Annotated in this window: 14 protein-coding genes and 1 tRNA gene; 12 read left to right on the top strand and 3 right to left on the bottom strand. The window is 62.8% G+C overall.

Translation table 11 applies throughout. The features are described from left to right. The first annotated feature begins 30 nt into the window (after window positions 1-30). Window positions 31-1,863, top strand: a complete 1,833-nt coding sequence (locus BE0216_RS06765) for an ABC transporter ATP-binding protein (RefSeq protein ID WP_094635906.1) — start codon at window positions 31-33, stop codon at window positions 1,861-1,863. Between the two features lie 71 nt (window positions 1,864-1,934). Continuing rightward, a complete protein-coding gene (locus BE0216_RS06760) occupies window positions 1,935-3,761 on the top strand; it encodes an ABC transporter ATP-binding protein (protein WP_094635968.1) in 1,827 nt (608 codons plus the stop codon). Between the two features lie 497 nt (window positions 3,762-4,258). Here the strand turns inward: BE0216_RS06760 and BE0216_RS06755 are convergent, their stop codons facing one another. Then, window positions 4,259-5,284, bottom strand: coding sequence for an FAD:protein FMN transferase (locus BE0216_RS06755; RefSeq protein WP_094635969.1), 1,026 nt, complete (start codon window positions 5,282-5,284; stop codon window positions 4,259-4,261). A 77-nt stretch (window positions 5,285-5,361) separates the two neighbouring features. Here BE0216_RS06755 and BE0216_RS06750 point away from each other — a divergent pair, with 77 nt between their 5' ends. Next, entirely contained in the window at window positions 5,362-6,750 is a 1,389-nt protein-coding gene (locus BE0216_RS06750) for an MFS transporter (protein ID WP_226805819.1), read from the top strand. Window positions 6,751-7,385: 635 nt separating this feature from the next. Next, on the top strand, window positions 7,386-8,888 hold the full coding sequence (locus BE0216_RS06745) for an ATP-binding protein (protein ID WP_094635908.1): 1,503 nt from the start codon (window positions 7,386-7,388) through the stop codon (window positions 8,886-8,888). Window positions 8,889-9,150: 262 nt separating this feature from the next. On the opposite strand, the gene BE0216_RS06740 is transcribed toward BE0216_RS06745, so the two are convergent. Next, window positions 9,151-9,238 (bottom strand) — tRNA-Ser (locus BE0216_RS06740). A 173-nt stretch (window positions 9,239-9,411) separates the two neighbouring features. Then, window positions 9,412-10,077, bottom strand: a complete 666-nt coding sequence (locus BE0216_RS06735) for a YesL family protein (protein WP_094635909.1) — start codon at window positions 10,075-10,077, stop codon at window positions 9,412-9,414. A 195-nt stretch (window positions 10,078-10,272) separates the two neighbouring features. Here BE0216_RS06735 and BE0216_RS06730 point away from each other — a divergent pair, with 195 nt between their 5' ends. From BE0216_RS06730 to BE0216_RS06695, 8 genes are all read left to right on the top strand, one after another. Continuing rightward, on the top strand, window positions 10,273-11,313 hold the full coding sequence (locus tag BE0216_RS06730) for an ABC transporter permease (protein WP_226805726.1): 1,041 nt from the start codon (window positions 10,273-10,275) through the stop codon (window positions 11,311-11,313). Window positions 11,314-11,340: 27 nt separating this feature from the next. Continuing rightward, on the top strand, window positions 11,341-12,273 hold the full coding sequence (locus BE0216_RS06725) for a carbohydrate ABC transporter permease (protein ID WP_094635911.1): 933 nt from the start codon (window positions 11,341-11,343) through the stop codon (window positions 12,271-12,273). Between the two features lie 74 nt (window positions 12,274-12,347). Beyond that, window positions 12,348-14,105 (top strand): ABC transporter substrate-binding protein, encoded by a 1,758-nt coding sequence (locus tag BE0216_RS06720; RefSeq protein ID WP_094635912.1) that lies wholly within the window; start codon window positions 12,348-12,350, stop codon window positions 14,103-14,105. Window positions 14,106-14,273: 168 nt separating this feature from the next. Next, on the top strand, window positions 14,274-14,951 hold the full coding sequence (locus BE0216_RS06715; RefSeq protein WP_094635913.1) for an SGNH/GDSL hydrolase family protein: 678 nt from the start codon (window positions 14,274-14,276) through the stop codon (window positions 14,949-14,951). Then, window positions 14,944-16,413: an alpha-L-fucosidase gene (locus BE0216_RS06710; protein ID WP_094635914.1), complete on the top strand. Its 1,470-nt coding sequence runs from the start codon at window positions 14,944-14,946 to the stop codon at window positions 16,411-16,413. Before BE0216_RS06715 ends, BE0216_RS06710 begins: the two co-directional genes overlap by 8 nt. A gap of 93 nt (window positions 16,414-16,506) precedes the next feature. Continuing rightward, complete coding sequence (locus BE0216_RS06705; protein ID WP_094635915.1) at window positions 16,507-18,648, top strand: beta-glucosidase family protein; 2,142 nt, start codon at window positions 16,507-16,509, stop codon at window positions 18,646-18,648. Between the two features lie 80 nt (window positions 18,649-18,728). Further along, entirely contained in the window at window positions 18,729-20,768 is a 2,040-nt protein-coding gene (gene yicI / locus BE0216_RS06700; protein WP_094635916.1) for an alpha-xylosidase, read from the top strand. Window positions 20,769-20,896: 128 nt separating this feature from the next. Beyond that, the gene (locus BE0216_RS06695) at window positions 20,897-22,432 is read left to right on the top strand and encodes a glycoside hydrolase family 43 protein (RefSeq protein ID WP_094635917.1); all 1,536 of its coding nucleotides are present in this window, start codon (window positions 20,897-20,899) and stop codon (window positions 22,430-22,432) included. Window positions 22,433-22,459 lie beyond the last annotated feature (27 nt).

The following is a 22,459-nucleotide window of genomic DNA, read 5'->3' as shown; positions in this document are numbered from 1 at the left end:
ACTGTAAGAAATAAATATTGAGAGGAAAACATGCTTCGTATCTGCAAATATCTGTCGAAGACGGAGATCGGCGAAATGCTCGTCGCCCTCGTCTTCATCGTCGCGCAGATCTGGCTTGACCTGGAGCTGCCCGACTACATGTCGGAAATCACCACATTGGTCGAAACCCAAGGCAGCGAGATGAGCGACATCTGGATCGCGGGCGGCAAGATGCTCGCGATCTCCCTCGGTTCCGTGGCCTGCGCGATCATCACCGGATTCTTCGCCGCGCGGGTGGCGGCCTCCTTCAGCCAGCGTCTGCGCAGCCTGGAGTTCGCCAAGGTCGAATCGTTCTCGACGGCCGAACTCAACCGCTTCTCCACCGCCAGTCTGATCACGCGTTCCACCAACGACATCACGCAGATCCAGATGTTCATCACCATGGGCCTGACCATGATCGTCAAAGCGCCGATCATGGCCGTGTGGGCCGTGTGCAAAATCGCCGGCAAAGGCTTCGAATGGACGCTGGCGACGGGCATCGCCGTGGCTATTCTGCTGGTGGGCATCGCCGCGCTGATGGCGCTGGTCATGCCGAAGTTCCGCGCCATGCAGGAGCTCACCGACAACATCAACCTCGTGGCCCGCGAGAACCTCACCGGCCTGCGCGTGGTGCGCGCCTACAACGCCGAGGACTACCAGGAGACGAAGTTCGCCAAGGCCAACAAGGACCTCACCGACACCCAGCTGTTCACCAACCGCGCGATGGCCGTCATGATGCCGCTGATGAACACCATCATGAATGGTCTGATGCTGGCCGTGTATTGGATCGGCGCCTACCTGATCGAGGCGGCCGAGGCCACTGACAAACTCACCCTCTTCTCCAATATGGTGGTGTTCTCCAGCTATTCCGTGCAGGTCATCATGAGCTTCCTGATGCTGAGCATGGTGTTCGTGCTGTGGCCCCGCGCCGACGTGTCCGCCAGGCGCGTGCTCGAAGTGCTCGACACCAAGCCCACCATCGCCGATGGGCCCCGCACGGAAGGTGAACCCGGGGTCGCCGGCGAGGTCGAATTCCGCGACGTGACCTTCACCTATCCCGACTCCCAGTCGCCGATGCTCGAACATGTGAGCTTCACCGTCAAGCCCGGCCAGACCATCGCCTTCATCGGCTCCACAGGCTCCGGCAAATCCACGCTGATCAACCTCGTGCCGCGCTTCTACGACGCCACGGAGGGGCAGGTGCTCGTCGACGGTATGGACGTGCGTGATTACGAGGTCAAGGCCCTGCGCGACAAGATCGGCTATGTGCCGCAGACCTCCGTGCTGTTCAAGGGTACGGTCGAATCCAATGTGAGCTACGGCGACGGGCGGAGGGGAGATGCCTCGACTGCGCTCGGCATGACGAAAGAGGGGGCAGTCGGTGCGGCGACAGAAGGCGTGCTGACGGGCGAGGCGCTTACCGCCTCCGTACGCGAGGCGTGCGGCGTGGCCCAGGCCACGGAATTCGTCGAGAAGATGGACGGCGCCTACCAGGCCCCCATCGCCCAAAGCGGCTCCAACGTGTCCGGCGGGCAGAAGCAGCGCCTGTCCATCGCCCGCGCGGTATGGCGCGACCCGGAGATCCTCATCTTCGACGATTCCTTCTCCGCGCTGGACTTCCGCACCGACCGCGCCGTGCGCGACGCGCTTAAAACCCACGCGCAGGGCGCGACCAAGATGATCGTCGCCCAACGCATCGGCACCATCATGGATGCCGACCAGATCGTCGTGCTCGAACAGGGGCGCATGGTCGGCCACGGCACCCACAAGCAGCTGCTCGACGAATGCGACGTGTACCGGCAGATCGCCGAATCCCAGCTCACCCCGGAAGAACTCGCTTCGTAAGGACGGCAACGAATATGACTGAATCAACCACACGCAGGCGCCCGATGGGTGGGCGCGGCCACGGCCCGGGCATGGGCGGCGTCGTCGAAAAGCCGGCCGACTTCGGCGGCTCGATGGGCAAGCTCATCGATTTCGCACGCAAATACATTCCGGCCGTCATCGTCGCGCTGGTGCTCGGCATGGCCGGCACCGTCTGCCAGATCATCGGTCCCGACAAACTCAAGGACGTCACCAACGAAATCGCCAAAGGCCTGCCCGCCATGGTCGACGGCAAGCCCGTGCTCGGCGCGATCGACCTCGACGCGGTCACGCATATCGCGCTGATCCTCGTGGCGCTGTATGTCGGCTACGCGCTGCTGGGCTACCTGCAGAGCCTGCTCATGGCCACCGTCACCCAACGGGTGGCGCAGAACCTGCGCACGGCCATCAGCGCGAAAATCAACAAACTGCCGCTCAAATACTTCGACAAAGTCAGCTACGGCGACGTGCTCTCCCGCATCACCAACGATGTGGACGCCATCGGCCAGACCCTCGGCCAAAGTTTGGGCAGCCTGATCACCTCGGTCACGCTGTTCGTCGGCTCGCTCGTCATGATGTTCTACAACAGCTGGCAGCTCACCCTATGCGCCATCGGCGCCGCCCTGGTCGGCGTCGTCGTGATGATGGTGATTATGAAGGCCTCGCAGAAGTACTTCACCCGCCAGCAGATCGCGCTGGGCGACGTGAACGGCCATGTCGAGGAGATGTACGCCGGCCATGTGGTCGTCAAGGCCTATTCCGGCGAGGCGAAGTCGATCGAGCAGTTCGAACAGTACAACGCCGACCTGTACGACTCCGGCTGGAAGTCGCAGTTCCTCTCCGGCCTGATGATGCCGCTGATGAACTTCGTCTCCAACTTCGGCTATGTGGTGGTGTGCGTGGTGGGCGCGGCGCTCGCCATGAACGGCACCATCACCTTCGGCGTGATCGTGGCGTTCATGATGTACATCCGCCTGTTCACCCAGCCGCTCAGCCAGTTCGCGCAGGCCTTCCAGAACCTGCAGCGCACGGCCGCCGCCTCCGAGCGCGTGTTCGGATTCCTCGACGAGCCCGAGATGGCCGACGAGTCCGACCTCAAGCCGATGCTCGGCTACGGCCGTGACACGAACGGCAAGCCGACGCGCGTGCGCGGCGACGTGGAGTTCAGTCACGTGAGCTTCGGCTACTCGCCCGAGCGCACCATCATCCACGACTTCTCCGCCGAGGTGAAGGCCGGGCAGAAGGTCGCCATCGTCGGTCCCACCGGCGCGGGCAAAACCACCATGGTGAACCTGCTGATGCGTTTCTACGAGATCAACGGCGGCACCATCTCCATCGACGGCGTGGATACCAAGTCCGTGCCGCGCTGGAACGTGCACGACCAGTTCTCGATGGTGCTGCAGGACACGTGGGTGTTCCACGGCACCGTGCGCGAGAACATCGTCTATGCCAAGCCGGACGTCACCGACCAGCAGGTCGAGGACGCCTGCCGCGCCGTGGGTCTGCACCGTTTCATCTGCTCGCTGCCGCAGGGTTATGACACCGTGCTCGACGACAAAACCGCGCTTTCCGCGGGACAGAAGCAGCTGCTCACCATCGCCCGAGCCATGGTGCAGGACGCGCCGATCCTCATCCTCGACGAGGCGACCAGCTCGGTGGATACGCGCACCGAGGAGCTGATCCAAAAGGCGATGGACCAGCTGACGGTGGGTCGCACGAGCTTCGTGATCGCGCACCGCCTGTCCACCATCCGCGACGCCGACATGATCCTCGTGATGCGCGACGGCGACATCGTCGAGCGCGGCACGCATGAGGAACTGCTCGAAGCGGACGGCTTCTACGCCGGACTGTACAACTCGCAGTTCGCCCTCACTGACTGACGATGCCCGTGTGTTCCGTTCCTGTCATCCTGAGCGGAGCGCAGCGGAGTCGAAGGATCTCAGCTCGCCTGGTGGCAAAGGCTTGATATCCTTCGACTCCGGCCTTCGCTCAGGATGACGGAGAGAAAGGTCGTTGCGTCATCTCAGGAAATCGGAAAGACACCGCAGTTTGCTCGGGATGGCGGGAAAGGGGTCGCGGCTTCCTCAGGACGATGAGGGAGAGGTCGCGCGCGAGCCTGGTGTATGAAACACCCCGTGGGTGAGCGCGGCGGTGAAATGCACGCAGCACATTCCCTGCGCTTCGGCTTGTCTATCGCATCCGGCGACGGAGCAGACATGTCCCCCCATGATCATCTGCCTTTCCTCACTGTGGAACGCCACTGTCCTGCAAACGACTGTTGTTTGCTACTAGACATCCTATCTAGTTTGTGGCAGGAAATGCGGAAATTCGGCGAAATCGCGCGGTTTTCCTTCTAGATCGCGCGTTGCGCCGCGTGTTACTGGGCAGAATCGTCCGAAATATCCGTATTGTGCGTGAGCGGACTCCGCGCGCGTGGGTCGCACGCGAACAGCCGGCCTGGGAATCGCGGGCTAACCGCCGCTGTGCGGTCGGAGCGCACGAGGGCGCAGTCGAAGGCGAAGCGCGCGCGCAATCGGTCGGCGCGTGAGACGAACAACGCCGTGGCCAGGCCGTCGGCCAGCGCGGTGGTCGGTTCTGTGGACTTGCGTGCCGGCACCGCGACCCAGGCTGCGGTCACATCGTCCACCGGCTGTCCGTCGATGGCGTTGATCAGATGGTGAAGCCGCTGTCCGGCGGCCTGACCCCATTGGCGACGGCTCGGCGCGCTCGCGCAGAACGCTCCGCCCGACATCGCCGCCACGCCGACGGCGTTATCGGAATCCCAAGGATCCTCAAGCGCGATGGTGACCGGCTCTTCGGGCGAGCGGATCAGCAGATCGCCCCCGGCGTCGATCAGCAGCGAGTCGTGATCGCCGTCGATCGCCGCCGACTCGCCGATCAACGTGGCGATGAGGTCCACGAGATACCCTTTGCCGCACGCCCCGAAATCCAGTGATATCGGGCGTTTGGTGACGAGCGTGGCGCCATGCCGCACCACATCGCCGCGCCAGGTCGGCCGCCCGCGAAGGCTGCCCAGATGTCCGGCGGCATCCGGCTCCATGACGAAGCGCAGGTCGGCGCCATAGCCGAGCCGGGTCAGGTCCTCGCCCACACAGGGGTCGATCGCCCCATCGGTCGCGTCGACCAGCCGGTCGTACAGATCGAACAGCGGCGCCGCCCACTCGGGAAAATCGAAGACACCGCCGTGTTCGGCCTCGCGCATCGCCCCGACCAGCGAATCGGGGCGGAATCGCGACAATAGGCGTTCGTATTCGGCGGCGAACGCGCGGATTCGCGCCTGCGTCGCGTCGTCGAGAGGGGCCGCCGAGCGGATGATCATCCCCGTGCCCAGCGCGCGCGGAAGCGCCATGATGTGGGGCATGCGTTCGGCGAGTCGACTCATGATGTCCATTGTAGGGAGAGGATTGCGTTAACATAGTGTCAACTTCGCAATGGGGGAGGTTAACCATGAACGATGCAATGATGCCAACGGCCGGCGGTACACGCGCGGTCAAAGACTTGCCCACCGCCAAAGTGTGGGCGTTCGCCGTCGGACAGTTCGGCTGGGCCCTGCTGTCCGGCATCATCTCGAACTGGCTGGTCTACTTCTACCAGCCCGACCAAGAGACCATCGACCAAGGGCAGACCGTGTTCGTGCCGCAAGGGTTGGTGGTATTGGGCGTGGTGACCGTGGTGGGCGGCATCACCGCGTTCGCGCGCTTCTTCGACGCCTTCGTCGACCCGGCGGTGGCGAGCCTGTCCGACCGCTGCAAGTCCAAGGCGGGCCGGCGCATCCCCTTCCTGAAATTCGCCGCGCTGCCGCTGGCCGTGGTCACCGTGCTTGTGTTCTGGAGCCCGGTGAACGGCACCAGCTGGGTGAACGCCGCGTTCCTGTTCGTCACCGTGATCGGCTACTACATCGCGCTCACCTTCTACTGCACGCCCTACAACGCGCTGATCGCCGAACTCGGGCACGACTCCAAACAGCAGCTCAACATCTCCACCGCCATCTCGTTCACGTGGGTGTTCGGCACCGCCATCGCCTACGTGGCACCTGTGATCTGGGGCGCGATGACGCCGGGACTCGACCGGGTCACCGCCATCCGCGTGACCTTCACCATCATGGCGGCGGTCGCGTTCGTGTGCATGCTGGTTCCCGTGTTCGCCATCGACGAGAAGGAATACGTCAAATCCCAGCCGACCAGCGAATCCACGCTCGCCTCGCTTAAGGAGACCTTCCGCGACGGCGAGTTCCGCAAATTCGTCGGCTCCGACGTGGTCTATTGGGTGGCGATCACCACCTTCCAGACCGGCCTGCCGTTCTTCGTGACCAGCCTGCTGAAACTGCCCGAAACTACCTCGACCGTGTATTTCGTGCTGATGACCGCCGTGTCCGTGCTGTTCTATCTGCCGGTCAACCTGTTCGCCAACCGCGTGGGCAAGAAGAGACTACTGCTGGGCGCGTTCGTGCTGTTCACCATCGCGTTCGCCTTCGCCGGCATGCTGGGCTCGGGCCTGTTGGGTGCGATTCCGCCGATGGTTCAGGGTTTGATCCTGTCGGTGGTGGGTGCGATTCCGATGGCCGCGTTCGGCATCCTGCCGCAGGCGATCGTCGCGAATATCGCTGACGCCAGTTCGAAAACCACCGGTCAGGACCGTCAGGGCATGTTCTACGCGGCCCGCACTTTCGCGATGAAGATGGGGCAGAGCGTGGCCATGCTGCTGTTCACCGGCGTCTCGACCATCGGTATGGCCTCCGGAACCGGCTACCGTATCGCCGCGATCTGCGCCGCGGTGCTGTGCGGCATCGGCGGAGTGGTGTTCGCCTTCTACAACGAGAAGAAGGTGCTTTCCGTACTGGAGGATTGAGCCGGGCCGATCGATGGGCTGCCCGGTGGGGCGAAAGGTGATAGGTGGTCCGTCGGTTGACCGGCAGTCCGATGGTCGGCTCGAAAGGGGAGGGCGGTCGCGTTCAAACCACAACAGCGACCGCTTAGGCAGCAGTCCCTTCGCGGGTGAGCCTTCCCCCAAACGACTACGCTACCCTCCACGATGGCTCTAATCAAGGACTCTGCCTCAAACGTGCAGCTACATGCGCAAACGTGTGCCGACACCCCGTGTTTCGGCGTGTCGAACCGGTCCGTTACTCCGCCGCGGTCGGATACCATCCGTCTTGATCGGATGTCGCTCGCCCGGAATCGATGGCCGTTGACAGGAATCGGAACCGTTCGGCATGGGAATGGGGTCGCCCATCGTCAAGAGCCTGTCGTCCAATCCCGATCATGACGTGTCTTCGCGTGTGGCAAGCCGGATGCGCGCCGGAACGTAAGTTCGGGAACTCAGGAAGTTCTACTTAGGAACCTAGGAAGATTACTTTGGAACCTAGGAACTTTACCTAGGAACCTAGGAAGTCTACTTAGGAACCTAGGAACTTTACTTAGGAACCTAGGAAGTTGTGTTATGCTAAGTTCCTAGTTGGCTTTCTTGATTTAAGGCAGGCTCTCATGTTCTCAAAAATCTCCAACGACAGGGATTTGGCGAATGCGATTGATTTGATGCGTGAAGCCGGCACGGATTTGGCTGATTACGAAATCAAAGAAGCTGGGGGTGGATTTCCTTCCTCGGTCGTGGAGTCAATGGTGGCGTTCGCCAACACTTCTGGTGGCGTCATAGTGCTGGGCATTTCCGAAAAAACGTTCCGAGCGGTTGATGTCGATGTGAAACTGCTGCAGTCGAGGCTGGCCCAGACAGCTCGTGAGCATATTGTTCCAGCTGTTCACGCTGATATTCTTGTGCTGCGTTATGACGGCAAGCCGGTTGTTGTGGCCAATGTTCCTGAATTGTCGGCGGCGCAGAAGCCCTGTTATGTCAAAAAACACGGCAGGGTGCAAGGCTCGTACTTGAGGACGGGGGACGGCGACTACCGCCTGACGATGTACGAGATCGATCGTTTTGTGGAAAACCAGCATCGTGTGGCTCGCAATGACGTTGATATGGTGTTTGACGCCACTGTTGATGATCTTGATAAGGAATTGCTGGATGGTTGGTTGAGGATTCAACGCGGGGGATCGTTTGGCGGCACCTCTTCGATGAGCGATGAGCAGCTGATGGTGAATCGCCGGATCGTGGCCTATGATTCTCAAGGCGCACTGCGTCCTACAATCGCGGGATTGTTGGCGCTTGGCTCGTTTCCCCAAAAGTTTTTCCCTCGCTTGAATGTCGTTTTTTCGGCTTTTCCGACTTCGGTCAAGGGGGATGTCGCTACGGGCGGGCATCGTTTCGTGGATTCAGAGAACATCGATGGTTCGATTCCCGTCATGCTGCTGACGGCTTTGCGGGCGGTGTCGCGCAATACTAGGCATGGGGCTGTGGTCCAAGGCGCCTTGCGCGAGGATGTGCCGGAGTATCCGCTTGCCGCCGTTCGCGAGGCGGTCGCGAATGCGCTTATGCATAGGGACTATTCGTTGGATGCGCAGGGATCTCCGGTGCGTGTGGAACTGTATCCGGATCGGCTTGAAATCATTAATCCAGGTGGCCTGTTTGGTCCTTTGACAGTCGAAGAACTTGGTGAAAAAGGCGGGACGCAGTCTAGAAATCAGTTTCTTTCGAGAATTCTTGAGGATGTTCCCTATGCCGACATCGATGGCAAGGTTGGTCGTGTGGTTGAGAACCGCGGAACCGGATATGCGATCATCAAAGGATCTCTCGCCGAGGCTCTGATGGCCCCTCCTATTTCGGTAAGCACGTTGAGTGAGTTTCGTATTCTGTTCCGACATCGCAAGATGACCGAGCAAGAGGGCGTTTCGTATTCGCGTGGCAACATAGAGCAAGCCATCTTGACGTATTTGACTGAACGGCAAAGCGCCAGCACATCTGAGTTGGCGAATGCCGCGGGATTGTCCACGAAAACCATCCGCGATTATATTTCTCGCATGATGGCTGAAGGCGTGGTCGAAGGCATCGGTTCCAAGTACAGCCCCAAGCGCCGATATCGTCTTGTGCGCTAGACGGAAGTTGGGTTAAGTGACAAACCAGAATGGCCCTTACTCACCACAATGCGAAGAGCCAGTTTGCCGGGGCTAAGGATTTCCAAGCGGTACGGCACCGGCATCGACTGGAACGAATTCCACACCCATACCCGATACCCCGACGCCACCGAATAACAGGAGTCGCCAGACACACAATTTGGCCTATGACCTCTGAAAAGCGTTGGAATGTCCGTTGCTTTGAAAACGAAAAAGGGTTTTGAAATCTCTTTCAAAACCCTGTTGGCGGAGGATACGAGATTCGAACTCGTGAGGCTGTTACACCAACACGCTTTCCAAGCGTGCGCCATAGACCACTAGGCGAATCCTCCAGTGCGTTTGCACGCAACTCGAAATAAGATACCACGTCTTGCGGATAAGCAAAACCTCCGCGTGGCGCGTGGCGTGTGCGATGTGCGTGGCGTGGCGTGTGTGGCCATAGTGCGTGTGGCGCGTGGCGTGGTGCGTGTGGCGTGTGGCGTGTGGCGCGCCACACGGCCGCTGTCTATTGGATCGAGGCGGTGGGGAGGGAGTAGTCGGGCTGGTCGTCGCGCGTTTGGGTGGGGTCGCCGCTGACGCGGGCGAAGATGCGCAGATAGACCAGGGCCTTGGCATAGGCGAGCCAGGCACAGCCGAGCAGCACGAACAGCACGCGGAAGAATCCGGTGAAGCTGAACAGCGCGGCGGCGGCGACATCGATGGCGATGATGGCCAGAATCTGGCGGAACGCGGCCCAGGGAATGCGCACGGCGTTGAGCAGCGTGGCCCGGAAGGTGTTGTCGTATCGCGCCTGCAGGGGGAAATAGCATTCGAAGGTGAGGAAGACGACCGCCGCGGCGATGATCAGCAGCGGGAGCGTGAGATAGGCGAGATCGGTGTCGAGCGCGTTCCAGAACACGATGCCGAAGATGATCAGCGCCGCCAGCACGACGAAGATCAGCGAAGCGCCGATGCCGCGCACGAACTCCTTTTTGAACCGCTTCAGATATTCGCGGCACAGGGGGATGTCCTCATTGTCGATATAGGCGAACACCGTGCTGTAGAGCGCGGCGCGCGCCGGGCCGATGGTCACCACCGGAACCAGCGTGACGAGGAACAGGAGATTGAGCGCGAAATACCGCACGCACAGCGTGACGAACTGCCAGAATGGTCCTTCGAGATTGAACTTCATTGTTGTCCTTCCGTTTCTTCGGAACCACCATACTCGTTTCCTCGTGTCGCGGCCGGTTTGACAGGTTTGCAAAACAAGTATATATTCTTATTTATAACCTAATAAATAAGCGATTTCAAGTTCGGCGGCAATGAAGCGCCTCCCAATGACTTGGGATCATCAGTTAGGAATACACACCGTACCAAAGGAGGAAAGGTGCCCACTTCAGAAGGAGCCGGAGTCGCCGCGTCAACTTCGGGCGACTTGACGGCGGCGAACGGTGCAAACGGACTCGCGTCCCGTCGCGAGCGCCGCGTGCGCCGCAAGGCCGAGAAGCAGCTCAGGAACAACAACAGCGCCAAGCGTCACAGCATCAACCTGTGGCTGCTGATCGTGCCGTTCCTGATTCTGTCCCTGCTGTTCAGCTACCTGCCGTTGTTCGGCTGGCTGTACGCGTTCTATGACTACAAGCCGCCGATCCCGCTGTCCGAAAGCGAGTTCGTCGGTCTGCAGTGGTTCGAGATGATGGTGCAGAACCCGGCCCAGCTCAGGGCCATCGGCCAGGTGCTGATCAACACCTTCGCCATGAGCGGTCTGAACATCCTCACCTCGTTCCTGCCGCTGATCTTCGCGATCATGCTCAACGAAGTGCGCGCCAAGTGGTTCAGGAACCTGGTGCAGACGCTCACCACGCTGCCGAACTTCATCTCCTGGGTTCTGGTGTACTCCGTGGCGTTCGCGATGTTCTCCTCCACCGGCATGATCAACGAGCTGCTGGAGAACCTGCATCTGATCACCGAGCCGATCAAGTTCCTCGACTCCGACGACCACACCTGGCTCAAGATGCTGCTGTGGAACCTGTGGAAGGGCGTCGGCTGGGGCTCGATCCTCTACCTCGCGGGCATCTCCGGCATCGACCAGGAACTGTACGAGGCTGCCCAGGTCGACGGCGCGAACCGTTTCCAGCAGATCCTGCACGTCACCGTCCCGCAGCTGCTGCCCACCTACTTCGTGCTGCTCATGCTGTCGGTCTCCAACTTCCTGAACAACGGCATGGACCAGTACTACGTCTTCCAGAACGCGTTCAACACCGAGCATATCCAGGTGCTTGATCTGTACGTCTACAACATCGGTATGGGACAGAACTCCCTGTCTCTGGCGACGGCCATCTCGATGCTGAAGTCCCTGGTGAGCGTGGGCCTGCTGATTCTGGTGAATTGGCTGTCCAAGCGCACGCGTGGCGAGTCGATCGTGTGAGAAAGCGAAAAGGGTAAAGGAACCATCATGAGTCGTAAGATCAAGCAGGGCGTCGCGCCGGCACTGCGCCGCACCAAGGGCGAAGAGGTGTTCAATGTCTTCAACATCATCTTCTGCATCGTCTTCGCGTTCGTCTGCGTGTACCCGTTCTACTATCTGATCATCAATTCGATCTCCGACAACGCGGCCTCGGCCGCGGGCGATGTGAACTGGCTGCCGCAGGGCATCCATTGGGAGAACTACAAGCAGGTGTTCGCCCTCGACGGCCTGTCCACCGCCGCCTTCGTCTCCCTGGCCCGTACGGTGATCGGCACCGTGCTCACCGTGGCCGCCAGCGCCTTCCTCGGCTTCATGTTCACGCAGAAGAAGATGTGGCACCGCCAGCTGTGGTACCGCGTGATCGTCATCACGATGTACTTCAACGCCGGTCTGATCCCGATGTTCATCACGATGAAGAACCTGGGACTGACCAACAACTTCTGGGTGTACATCCTGCCCGCCATCGTGCAGCCGTTCAACATCATCCTGGTGAAGACCTTCGTCGAGTCGATCCCCGCCTCGCTGCAGGAGGCCGCCGAAATGGACGGCGCCGGCACGCTGACGGTGTTCTGGAAGATCGTGCTGCCGATGATGACACCGATCCTGGCCACCGTGGGCATCTTCTCCGCCGTCGGCCAGTGGAACTCCTTCCAGGACACGCTGGTCTACATGACCGATTCGAAGCTGTACTCGCTGCAGTACCTGCTGTACACCTACATCAACCAGGCGAGCTCCCTGGCCGCCTCGGTGCGCGCCTCCGGCGGCACGGCGATCAACGTCGCCGCCCTGGCCACGCAGCAGACCCCGACCTCGATCCGCATGACCGTCTCCGTGATCGTCGTGCTGCCGATCCTGTTCGTCTATCCGTTCTTCCAGCGCTTCTTCGTCAAGGGCATGATGCTCGGCGCGGTGAAGGGCTGATCCAACCAATCCCATCCCATCCAACCCAATAACAACCCCAATAACAACAAAGAAGAAACAAGGAGGTCTCTTTGATGAAAAGAGGGAAACTGACCGCCGTTGTGGCGTTCACCGTATCGGCCATGCTGGCGCTTTCCGGCTGTGGCGGCAGCGACACGGCCACCGACGCCGTGGACAACGGCGAGGAGATCACGCTGGACGTCTATGACGACTTCGCCAACTACGCGGGCGAGCAGAAAGGCTGGTTCGCGCAGGTCATCAAGGACAAGTTCAACATCAAGCTGAACATCATCGCGCCGAACGTCTCCGGCGGCGGCTCGACCCTGTTCGACACGCGTTCCGCGGCCGGCGACCTGGGCGACATCGTGCTCTACAACGCGAACAACCACAGCACGGCCGATCTGATCAAGGCCGGTCTGATCGCCGACATGACGCCCTACCTCGACGATGCCGAGTACATCAAGCAGTACAGCAGCGCGACGGACTCCATCAACGAGGTCGCGGGCCAGGAGAGCGGCGTGTGGGGCATCCCCGGCAGCGTGTCCGCCCAGTCGCCGGAGACCTCCTCCGAGGGCAACGAGCCGACCTTCGGCCCGTACATCCGCTGGGACTACTACGCCGAGATCGGCTATCCGGAGATCAAGGATATGGACGATCTGCTCGACGTGCTCGAGCAGATGCAGGAGCAGGCCCGCGCCGACACCGGCAGCACCGACGTGTACGCCCTGTCCTTGTTCAAGGATTGGGACGACAACATGATGAACAACGCCAAGCAGCCCACCTGCTTCTACGGCTTCGATGAGATGGGCTTCGTGCTGGCCAAGGCCGACGGCTCCGACTACGAGGACGTCTCCGAAGAGGGCGGCATCTACGAGCAGACCCTGGAGTTCTTCAACCAGGCCTACCAGAGGGGCCTGGTCGATCCCGAGTCCTCCACGCAGAGCTACGACACCATGTACGCCAAGTACCAGGAGGGCAACGTGCTGTTCTCCTTCTGGCCGTGGCTGGGTCAGGCGGCGTACAACACCACCGAGAACAAGGCCGCAGGCAAGGGCTTCATGCTCGCTCCGCTTGAGGACATGCAGATCTTCTCCTACGGCGCCACCCCCAACGGCGGCACCTACGTCATCGCGCTGGGCGCGAAGGCCGAGTACAAGCAGCGCTGCGTCGACTTCATCAACTGGCTGTACTCGCCTGAAGGCATCTACGCCTCCGGCGGCCAGACCAGCGGCTCCTCCGCCGGCGTGGAGGGCCTGACCTGGGAGCTGAACGACGACGGCGAGCCCGTGCTCACCGACTTCGGATACCAGGTGAAGTACGGCTCCGGCGGCACCGTACCGGACGAATACGGCGGCGGCAACTACACCGACGGCGTGTCCGCGCTGAACTTCGTCACCGTGCTCGCCTCCGACATCGATCCGGAGACCGGCTACGCGTACGACGCCTCGCTGTGGCCTTCCGTCATCGAAAGCCAGTTCAGCACCGCTCTGGACAACGACTGGTCGGAGCATATGGGCGGCGCGAAGACGGCGATGGAATACCTCGAGGCCAACGACAAGATCCTCGTCGCCCCGGGTGCCAGCTTCGTCAAGCCCGAGGACGACTCCCAGATCTCGACGCTGCGCGGCCAGCTCAAGACCACCGTGGTGAACGCCTCCTGGCAGGCCGTGTTCGCCTCGAGCGACAGCGAGTTCCAGTCCATTCTGGACGGCATGCGCACCGATCTGGAGGGCTTGGGCTATGACCAGGTTCTGGAGGTGGACATGAAGAACGCCCAGGACCAGGACGCGGCCCGCAAGCAGATCGTCGAGGACTACCAGTCCGAGAACTGATCGAGGCCGGGGCCTTCGGATCGATGCCGCAGGCCCCGTCCGTCCGGCCGGTCCATTCCGGCCAATGAAAGCAACCCATGACGCGGGGCGCCGAACCGCATAGCCGGAATCGGCGCCCCGTGCCGTATTTCCACAATTCTTTTCCAGGGGCAATCCCCAAGGAGCGGCATGTTTCTTTTCCCCAAATCCTCACGCATCGTGTTCGTCGGCGACTCCATCACCGACGCTGACCGCGACCGGACCGCCACCCCCGGCGGCTGGGGCTACGGCAACGGCTACGTCAACACGCTGCACAATCTGCTGACCGCGGTCTATCCCGACCGCGCGCTGTGCACCATCAACTCCGGCATCAGCGGCGACGACATCGTGCTGATGGCCGAGCGGTGGCAGCGGGACGTCATCGACCTCAATCCCGACTATGTGTCCGTGATGATCGGCGTCAACGACGCATGGCGCCACTTCGACGGCCCGCTGTGGCAGGCCCGCCTCAACACCGTCGAGGAGTACGAGCGCATCTACGACGAGCTGCTGGAGCGCACCAAGGCCGAGGCGCCGAACCTCAAAGGTCTGATCGTGATGCGTCCGTTCATGTTCGAGCCGAACCCGCACGACCAGATGCGCGCGAAGGTCGAGGAATACGCGGCCGCCGCCAAGCGCGTGGCCGAACGCCACGACGCCGTCTTCGTGGACACGCAGGCGGCCGTGGACCACTGGCTCACCCAACTGCACGGCTGCCTCGCCAGCCCGGACCGCGTGCACCCCTTCGAGCGCGGCGCGATGATCATCGCCCGCTCGTGGTGCCAGGCCGTCGGTTTCGATTGGAACAGGAGCACCTTCGATGATTGATCTCAAGCATGTCGACGCGGTGATCGCCGCCGGCCCGTACGAGCCGACCTGGGAGTCGCTGTCCCGCGTCACGGTGCCCGACTGGTTCCCCGACGCCAAATTCGGCATCTTCACCCACTGGGGACTGTACACCGTGCCCGAATTCCGCAACGAATGGTATTCGCGCAATATGTACATCCAGGGATATCCGGAATTCGAGCACCATGTGGCCACCTATGGTCCGCAGAAGGAGTTCGGCTACAAGGACTTCATCCCGATGTTCACCGCCGAGGCCTTCGATGCGGACGAATGGCTGGACGTGTTCCAGGCCTCCGGCGCGAAATACTACTTCCCGGTGGCCGAGCATCATGACGGCTTCCAGATGTACGCCAGCGAGCTTTCGCACTGGAACGCCGCCGAGATGGGGCCCAAGCGCGACATCATCGGCGAGCTGCGCGAGGCCACGCTGCGCCACGGCATGCACTTCGCCACTTCGAACCACCGCGCCGAGCACTGGTGGTTCATGGGGCATGGGCAGGAGTTCGACTCCGACGTGAAGGAGCCGATGAAGCGTGGCGACTTCTACTGGCCGGCCCACCCCGAGCCCGACAACCAGGATCTGTTCAGCCTGCCGCGCCCCGACGAGGAGTATCTCGACGACTGGCTGCTGCGCGTGTGCGAGCTGGTCGACAAGTACCGCCCGGAGATGGTCTACTTCGACTGGTGGATCCAGCACGAGTCCTTCAAGCCGTATATCAAGCGCTTCGCCGCCTACTATTACAACCGCGGCGTCGAATGGGGCGTGCCGGTGATCGTGTGCTACAAGGACGACTGCATGGCCTTCGGCGCCGGTCTGGCCGATGTGGAGCGCGGCGGCTACGCGGCGCCGACGCCGTTCGTCTGGCAGACCGACACCGCCATCGCCCGCAATTCGTGGTGCTACACCAACAGCCTCGAATACAAGGGCCTGGCGGAACTGATCGTCACGTTGGTGGACACGGTGAGCAAGAACGGCAACCTGCTGCTCAACGTCGGCCCGCGCGCCGACGGTTCGATCGCCGCCCACGACCGCGAACTGCTTGAGGGCATCGGCACCTGGCTCGCCGACAACGGCGAGGGCATCTACGGCGCCCGGCCGTGGCGTGTGAGCGGCGAGGGGCCGACCCAGGCGGGATCCGGCTCGTTCGCCGACCAGGAGGCGACCGAATGGACGGCGGCCGACTGGCGGTTCACCGCCCGCAACGGCGACATCTACGCCTTCTGCCTCAATCCGGCCGGGGCGCGCGAGCTGGCCATCACCAGCTTCTTCGCCTACCACGACGGCAAGCGCGCGCAGTTCCACGGCATCGTCACCGATGTGGAGCAATTGGGCGCGGGCAAGGTGCCGTGGGAGCGCACGAACGAGGCGCTGGTCGTCACGCCTGCCGAACGCGCCGGCGTGGACGCCCAAGTGCCGGTGGGCTTCCGTATCTCGATCGCATAACCACGCCGGCGGCGGGCTTTCGCTCGCCGCCGCGTTCCGTTTCGCACGGCACGACGGAACGAAACCAATAACGAAGGAGGGGACGGGGACGCCATGACCGTCATCACCGAAGCCAATAAGACGAAGGCGAGCGAGCTGCTCGCGCAACTCACGCTGGACGAGAAGATCGGCATGATCCACGCCGCGGGACTGTTCCGCACGGAAGGGGTGCCCCGCCTGGGGATCCCCTCGCTCAAGATGGACGACGGTCCGATGGGTGTGCGCGCCGAACTGCACAACGACAATTGGATGCCGCTGTACAACACGCGCGACTACGTGACCTATCTGCCGTCCGGCTCCGCCCTCGCCTCCACCTGGAGCTCGCGCCTCGCCCGTCTCGTCGGCGAGGTGCTCGGCGAGGAGGCGCGCGGCCGCGGCAAGGACGTGATCCTCGGCCCCTCCATCAACATCAAACGCAGTCCATTGTGCGGCCGCAACTTCGAGTACATGAGCGAGGATCCGCAGCTCACCGCGGATATGGGCGTCGCCTACATCCAGGGCGTGCAGGAATCCGACGTGGCGGCCTGCGCCAAGCACTACGCGGCCAACAGCCAGGAAACCGACCGGCTCGACGTCGACGAGACGATCGGCGAACGTGCCCTGCGCGAGATCTACCTGCCGGCCTTCGAGGCGGCGGTGAACGACGGCGGCGCGCTGTCGCTGATGGGTGCGTACAACCTGGTCAACGGCACGCAATGCTGCGAATCCAAAGAGCTGCTCGACGATATTCTGCGAGGCGAATGGGGTTTCGACGGCTTCGTGGTCTCCGACTGGAGCGCGGTCAAACGCACCAAGGCCAGCGCCGAGGTGGGGCTTGACGTGGAGATGTCGGTGACGGCGGATTTCGACGAATACTTCTTCGCCAACCCGCTGAAGGCGGCCATCGAATCCGGCGAGGTGAGCGAGGCCGACGTGGACAGGAAGGTGTGGCGCGTGCTGTGCGTGATGGACGCGCTGCATATGCTGGGCGACGCCCGCGCCGACCGCGCCGCCGGATCCTACGCCACCGTCGAGCACACGCGCGCGGCGCTGGATGTGGCCCGCGAATCCGTCGTGCTGCTCAAGAACGAGGCCGGACTGCTGCCGCTGGACGCGCGCGCCATGCGCCGCCTGCTCGTCGTCGGAGCCAACGCCGACCGCATCCACTCCAACGGCGGCGGTTCGGCCGTCATCAAGGCGCTGCACGAGGTCTCGCCGCTGCTCGGTCTCAACGGCCAGCTGGGCGGCAACGTCGAGATCACCTACGCGCCGGGATACGACGCCAAGCAGGTGACGCAGGACGCCTCCTGGCAGGAGGAAAGCCTGGAGAACTCCGTCGACGAGCGCGTGGACGACGCCGAGCGCGCGCGCGAGCTTCGCGATGAGGCCGTGGCCCTGGCCCGCGAATTCGCGGCGGCCGGCGATCCGGTGCTGTTCGTCGGCGGACTCGACCACGAGCACGATCTGGAGGGGCGCGACCGTGAGGATCTGCGCCTGCCGTACGGGCAGGACGCGCTGATCGAGGCGCTGCTCGACGCCGCGCCGAACACGATCCTCGCCTTCGTCGCCGGCTCGCCGGTCGCGATGCCGTGGGCGGAGCGCGCCACGACCATCGTCTGGAGCTGGTACAACGGTTGCGAAGGCGGCACGGCGCTCGCCGAAACGCTGCTCGGCCGCGTGAACCCGTCCGGCCATCTGCCCGAGACCTTCCCGCTCGCGCTGGAGGACTGCCCGGCGCATGCGATCGGCACCTTCGGCCCCGGGCTGCACGTCGACTACGCCGAGGATGTGTACGTCGGCTACCGTCATTACGAGACCCGCGGCGTTCCGGTGCTGTTCCCCTTCGGGCACGGCCTGTCGTACACGGATTTCGAATACCGCGACCTCGACGTGCGGCGCGTGCGTGACGACATCCGCGTGAGTTTCACCGTGGCGAACGTGGGCGCGCGCGAGGGCAAGGCCGTGCCGCAGGTGTATCTCGGATTGGAGGGCACCGGCGAGGACCGGCCCGTCAAGGAGCTCAGGGGCTTCGCCAAGGTGGCGCTCGCCGCCGGCGAGTCCCGTCAGATCAGCATTATGCTGGATGCGGACAGGGCGCTGCGGTACTGGTCGAACGTGTCCGGCGGGTATGCGACCGCGCCCGAGGCCGCGGTGCATGTGGGCGAATCCGCGCATGATATTCGACTTTTTGGGCGTGTCGCCCAAGCTTATTTATAAACTTATAAATAAGTCAAATGACGACCGGGCCGTGTTCCGTCGACGGAGCGCGGCCCCGCACTGCAAAGGAGCAAGGCTTTATGAAGTTCCTCAACGGCGGCTGGCTGATCCGCGACGGCTACGACGTCAAGTACGCGGCCAACATCTACACGGCCAACGTCGAGCCCAAGAAGCTCACGTTGTTCTGCCCGTTCGGTGTGCCGATCCACCACCCCGGCCAGACGCTCGGCGGCGGCATCCTCACCATCGAGGTCACCTCGCCGCGTCCCGACATCATCACCACGTGTCTGATCAACCTGCGCAAGGACCGCTCGAACTGCCCCAAGTTCCAGCTCAACGAAACCGATCCGGACGTCGAGATCACGGAAAACGACGAGGCGTGGGAATTCACCTCCGGCCGTCTGACCCTGAGGATCGCCAAGGGCGAGACCATCGACTTCCAGTACCTCTACGACGGCAAGGAGATTGCGCACTCCGGCTGGCGCGCCAAGGCGCTGGTCACCGATCCGGACGGCCAGTTGCACGTCTCCGAGCAGCTCGACCTCGGCGTGGGCGAGAAGATCTACGGCCTGGGCGAGCGCTTCACCAACTTCATCAAGAACGGCCAGAGCGTCGAGATCTGGAACGAGGACGGCGGCACCGGCACCGAGCAAGCGTACAAGAACATCCCGTTCTATCTGAGCAACAAGAACTACGGCCTGTTCGTGGACACCCCCGGCAAGGTCAGCTTCGAAATCGGCTCCGAGAAGGTCTCCCGCGTGCAGTTCTCCCTGCCCGGCGAGGAGATGAGCTACTCGGTGATCGGCGGCGAGAACCTCAAGGGCATCCTCAACACCTACACCGACCTGACCGGCAAGCCGCCGCTGGTGCCCGAATGGAGCTACGGCCTGTGGCTGTCCACCTCGTTCACCACCGACTACGACGAGAACACCGTGATGGAGTTCGTCGACGGCATGGCCGAGCGCGACATCCCGCTGAGCGTGTTCCACTTCGACTGCCGTTGGATGAAGGAGCTCGAGTGGTGCAACTTCGAATGGGACGAGTCCAAGTTCCCCGATCCCGAGGGCATGCTGGCCAAACTGCATGAGCGCGGCCTGAAGGTGTGCGCCTGGATCAACTCCTATGTGGGCCAGAAGTCCCCGCTGTTCGCGGAAGGCGCGGCCAAGGGCTACTTCATCAAGAACGCCGACGGCTCCGTGTGGCAGTGGGATCTGTGGCAGGCCGGCATGGCCATCGTCGACTTCACCAACCCCGAGGCCACCGCGTGGTACCAGAACCACCTCAGGCGTCTGATGGCCCAGGGCGTCGACTGCTTCAAGACGGACTTCGGCGAGCGCATCCCCACCAAGGACGTGCGCTACTTCGACGGCTCCGACCCCGAACTGATGCACAACTACTACACCTACCTGTACAACAAGGCGGTGTACGACGTGATCGCCGAGGTCAAGGGCGCGGATGAGGCCATCCTCTTCGCCCGTTCGGCCACCGTCGGCGGCCAGCAGTTCCCCGTGCACTGGGGCGGCGACTGCTCGTCGAACTATCCGTCGATGGCGGAGTCCCTGCGCGCGGGCCTGAGCTTCGGCATGTCCGGCTTCGGCTACTGGAGCCACGACATCGCCGGTTTCGAGGACAAGCCCACCCCCGATCTGTTCAAGCGCTGGACCCAGTTCGGCCTGCTCAGCTCGCATTCGCGCTACCACGGCTCCACCGAATACAAGGTGCCGTGGCTGTACGGCGACGAGGCGGTGGACGTCTCCCGCGAGTTCACCAAGCTCAAGCTGCGTCTCAAGCCCTATCTGCTTGAGCAGGCGAAGGTCACGCATGAAACCGGCGTGCCGATGATGCGCGCCATGGTTCTCGAATTCCCGGATGATCCCTCCTGCGAGGACATCGACACGCAGTACATGCTGGGCGATGATCTGCTGGTGGCGCCGGTGTTCAGCGAGGACGGCACCGCGCGCTTCTATGTGCCGGATGCCGGCGGCGACCATGCGGGCGAGCCGTGGGTCAACCTGATCACGGGCGAAAGCCACGAGCCGGGCCGTTGGTACACCAAGACCTACGACTACCACACCCTGCCGGTGCTGGTGCGTCCGGGAGCCGACCCGCTGAACGTCTAGTCGGCAATCGCATATCCAAGCGCCCGACCGGGCCCGGCGTCGACCGGCACGCGCCGAGGGCGTCCGTAGACAAACGCGAGGGAGAGGCAGCCGTGTCTCTCCCTCGTTCGTTGCAAAGGAGCAGCAGTATGACCTTATTCAACGTCAAGCCGGCGCGGCGCATCGCCTCCGGCTTCCACCCCGATCCCACCATCTGCGTCAGACCCGAGGGCGGCTATCTGATGGTGAACAGCTCGTTCGAGTATTTCCCCGGACTGCCGGTGTTCGAAAGCGAGGACGGCGAGCATTGGACGAAAATCGGCGACGCGATGGACCGCGCCAGCCAATTCCCCTACGAGGCGATGGGCAACAACCAGGGCATCTACGCGCCCACGCTGCGCTGGCATGACGGCACGTACTATCTCATCGTCACCAATGTGAACACCGGCAATATGATCCTCACCTCAACTGATCCGCGCGCCGGCTGGTCGGAGCCGATCTGGGTGGAGGGGTGGCCCGGCATCGACCCCAGCCTGTTCTTCGACGACGACGGCAAAGCCTATATCTGCGGCAACGAGGGCGGCGGCGAGGACGAGCCCGCCGGCATCTACCTGTCCGAAATCGACGCGGCGAACGGCACCGTGCTCACCGAGCGCCGCCGCATCTGCGCGGGCATCACCGGATCCAACCCCGAGGGGCCGCATCTGTACAAGCGCGGCGGCACCTACTATCTGATGTGGGCCGAGGGCGGCACCGAATCGGGACATATGGAGAACATCGCCCGCGCCGACGATCCTTACGGGCCGTACGAGATGTATCCGGGCAATCCGTTGATCACCAACCGCAGCACGCATCTGACGCTGCAGGCTATCGGCCATTGCGATTGCGCCCACTTCGAGGCCGACCGCACGCTGATGGTGTTCCACGGCACCCGCAACAACGACGAATATCCCGCCCAGGGCTGGGTGGGCCGCGAACCCTACGCCGTCTGGTTCGACTGGAAGGACGGCTGGCCGGATCTCGCCGACCAATCCTACGACTGCGCGCTCGTCGGCGACGGCGGCTCGCTGGAGCAGGCGGTCGCGTGGGTGACGCCCGCCATCGACGCCGAACATCGCTATCTGGTCGAATCGTCGAACGCGACGGACGGCTCGGCGACGATCGCGGTGCGGGCCCGGGAGCAGGATTTCGGCCTTACGCACGGTGCTCCGCTGATCGGCACGCGCCAGACCGATGTGCGCTTCGCCTTCCAGGCCACGCTGGCCAATCCGAAAAGCCTGGAGACCGGGCAGACCGGTGTGGTGGTGTACGCCAATTCGGCCCACTATCTCACCGTCGCCGCCCACGCGGCGAACGACGGCGTCGTCACCGTGGAGGCCCGCGTGCATAACGCCGGATTGTCCACGACGGTGGGCATGACCAGCCTGCCTGCGGCGCCGATGCTGACGCTGATCGTGCGCGGCGACGAGCGCGGCTACCATTTCGAGGCGCGCTCCGCCGACTGCGATACGTCCGTGCCGCTGGGGTTCGCGCCCGGCAAGGTGCTGTCGTTCTCCAACGCGGGCGGATTCACCGGCGTGCTGCTCGGCGTGTACGCGCACGGCGGCGGCGAGGTGGTCTTCCACGACGTGACGTACCGCGCGGGCGCGTCTGATCCGTCTGACCCGTCTGCCCCATCCCGCTGAGCCGATCCCGCGCCCATACCCGTTCAT

This window comes from Bifidobacterium eulemuris, from assembly GCF_014898155.1.
Lineage (GTDB): Bacteria > Actinomycetota > Actinomycetes > Actinomycetales > Bifidobacteriaceae > Bifidobacterium > Bifidobacterium eulemuris.
This window is presented reverse-complemented; position numbering and strand designations above follow the sequence as displayed.

Coding starts and splice junctions, on each gene's coding strand:
- BE0216_RS06765 (WP_094635906.1), top strand. CDS start 31: ATGCTTCGTATCTGCAAATATCTGTCGAAGACGGAGATCGGCGAAATG.
- BE0216_RS06760 (WP_094635968.1), top strand. CDS start 1,935: ATGGGCGGCGTCGTCGAAAAGCCGGCCGACTTCGGCGGCTCGATGGGC.
- BE0216_RS06755 (WP_094635969.1), bottom strand. CDS start 5,284: ATGAGTCGACTCGCCGAACGCATGCCCCACATCATGGCGCTTCCGCGC.
- BE0216_RS06750 (WP_226805819.1), top strand. CDS start 5,362: ATGATGCCAACGGCCGGCGGTACACGCGCGGTCAAAGACTTGCCCACC.
- BE0216_RS06745 (WP_094635908.1), top strand. CDS start 7,386: ATGTTCTCAAAAATCTCCAACGACAGGGATTTGGCGAATGCGATTGAT.
- BE0216_RS06735 (WP_094635909.1), bottom strand. CDS start 10,077: ATGAAGTTCAATCTCGAAGGACCATTCTGGCAGTTCGTCACGCTGTGC.
- BE0216_RS06725 (WP_094635911.1), top strand. CDS start 11,341: ATGAGTCGTAAGATCAAGCAGGGCGTCGCGCCGGCACTGCGCCGCACC.
- BE0216_RS06720 (WP_094635912.1), top strand. CDS start 12,348: ATGAAAAGAGGGAAACTGACCGCCGTTGTGGCGTTCACCGTATCGGCC.
- BE0216_RS06715 (WP_094635913.1), top strand. CDS start 14,274: ATGTTTCTTTTCCCCAAATCCTCACGCATCGTGTTCGTCGGCGACTCC.
- BE0216_RS06710 (WP_094635914.1), top strand. CDS start 14,944: ATGATTGATCTCAAGCATGTCGACGCGGTGATCGCCGCCGGCCCGTAC.
- BE0216_RS06705 (WP_094635915.1), top strand. CDS start 16,507: ATGACCGTCATCACCGAAGCCAATAAGACGAAGGCGAGCGAGCTGCTC.
- yicI (WP_094635916.1), top strand. CDS start 18,729: ATGAAGTTCCTCAACGGCGGCTGGCTGATCCGCGACGGCTACGACGTC.
- BE0216_RS06695 (WP_094635917.1), top strand. CDS start 20,897: ATGACCTTATTCAACGTCAAGCCGGCGCGGCGCATCGCCTCCGGCTTC.